The following is a 1740-nucleotide window of genomic DNA, read 5'->3' as shown; positions in this document are numbered from 1 at the left end:
TCCCGCACTCGGACTCGAGCCTCGACCTGGAGACCGCGGACCACGCCCAGGTCCTCGAAGCGTTGCTGGGCGATCGTGCCAATCGCCGTCACCGGGTGCCGCGCGCCCTCGAGCACGCCCAGTACACCTTCGAGATCGTCGCCAACTTCGGCGCCTACCGCGACCTGCACCGCCACCGGATGCTCACCCAGGACCGGCAGGTGCTCGGCACGAGCCTGGGCTACGACCTCCCTCCAGGAATTGCCGACCTCGGGCTGGGCGGCCGTTTTGCCGCCGCGGTGGAAGCGGCGGCGGCAGTCAACTCCAGGCTGGAGGGCGATGTCGGCCCCGCGCTGGCCCAGTACATCGTGCCGCTGGCGTTTCGCGTCCGCTGGTACTTCCGGGTGAACCTGCGCGAGGTCTACCACCTGTGCGAGCTCCGGACCACGCCGCAGGGCCACCCCGACTACCGGTGGGTCGCGCAGGAGATGTTCCGCCGCGTCGCCGAGGTCCACCCACGCCTGGCTGGCTACGCCCGTTTCGTCGACCTCGGACCTGGCGACGAGCTGGAGCGGCGCCAGTCGGAGCGCCGGCTAGATGAGAAGTTGGGCGCACTCGGAAACCCCGCGAAGTCCGAGGCTTCGCCGTAACTTCGCGGGGACCCCTCAAATTGATCATCGCGTGCAGTAGCATCACTAGCCAATGTCGACTCGAGAGGAAGGGGTGAGGGTTTTGAACAATATGTTGCTGCCGAGGGGGCCCGAAAGGCGAGGCGAGGACGACCGCCGGACCTGGGAGGAGCGAAGGTTTGCCGAGAGGCGCGACCCGGTGCGGGCGACCGCCGGCCGCCGGGGGGTCTTTCCATTCGACCGCCGGATCGCCGAGCGCCGCATGCTCGAGCGCCGCGACAACTGGCCTGCCGACCAGGCTCTCTAGCGCCCGTCCGGCGCTGATCGTTCACGGAGGCGCTGGACCCGTTCCCGAAAATGAACGCGAGCTTCGGCAGGCCGCTGTCGAGCGAGCCCGCGACGCCGGCTGGTCTGAGATCGGTCGCGGCGCGCTTGTCGCGGCAATAGCCGCGGTCCGCCTGATGGAGGACGAGGCGCTCCTCAACGCAGGGATCGGCGCATGCCTCAACGCGGACGGCGTGGTCGAGCTCGACGCTGGGGTAATGGAGGGCGCGGAGCTCCGGGCCGGTGGCGTCGCCGGGCTCAAGGACGTTCGCCATCCGATCGACCTCGCGCACGAGGTCATGCGCGACGGCCGGCATGTCCTGCTGGCGGGCGACGGAGCATCACGCTTCGCCCGCGAGCACGGGGTCGAGATGTGCGACCCGGAGATCTTCATCACCGACCGCAAGCGGCAGCAGATCCTACATGGAGCGGACACCGTGGGCGCGGTGGCCCGAGACTCCGACGGGCACTTCGCTGTCGCGGTTTCCACCGGGGGCATCAACGGCAAGCTGCCCGGACGCATCGGCGACTCGCCGATTCCCGGCGCTGGGATCTATGCCGACGACCTCTTCGGCGCCGTGTGCGGCACCGGCAAGGGCGAAGCCTTCATCCGCCTCGGGCTGGCGCGGCTGATGGTGGTCGAGCTGCAGCACGGCATGAGCGCGGCGGTGGTCGCGCGCGGCGCGGTGGCGCTGCTCGGCAAGGCGCTCAAAGCATCGGGCGGGGTGATTGTGATCGCCCGCGCAGGGGCGCCTGAGGCCGCTTTCAACACCCCGGCCATGCCCTTCGCCCTGGCGACGTAGTGTCG

General features: G+C 69.8%; 2 protein-coding genes. Both read left to right on the top strand.

Features of this window, described 5'->3' with window-relative positions; translation table 11 throughout:
- A partial coding sequence (locus VGV06_15170; protein ID HEV2056487.1) for an FAD-dependent thymidylate synthase occupies positions 1 to 629 on the top strand: 629 nt, incomplete at its 5' end.
- A gap of 266 nt (positions 630 to 895) precedes the next feature.
- Entirely contained in the window at positions 896 to 1735 is an 840-nt protein-coding gene (locus tag VGV06_15165) for an isoaspartyl peptidase/L-asparaginase (GenBank protein ID HEV2056486.1), read from the top strand.
- The last annotated feature ends 5 nt before the right edge of the window (positions 1736 to 1740 follow it).

The organism is Candidatus Methylomirabilota bacterium (assembly GCA_035936835.1).
Lineage (GTDB): Bacteria > Methylomirabilota > Methylomirabilia > Rokubacteriales > CSP1-6 > AR37.
This window is presented reverse-complemented; position numbering and strand designations above follow the sequence as displayed.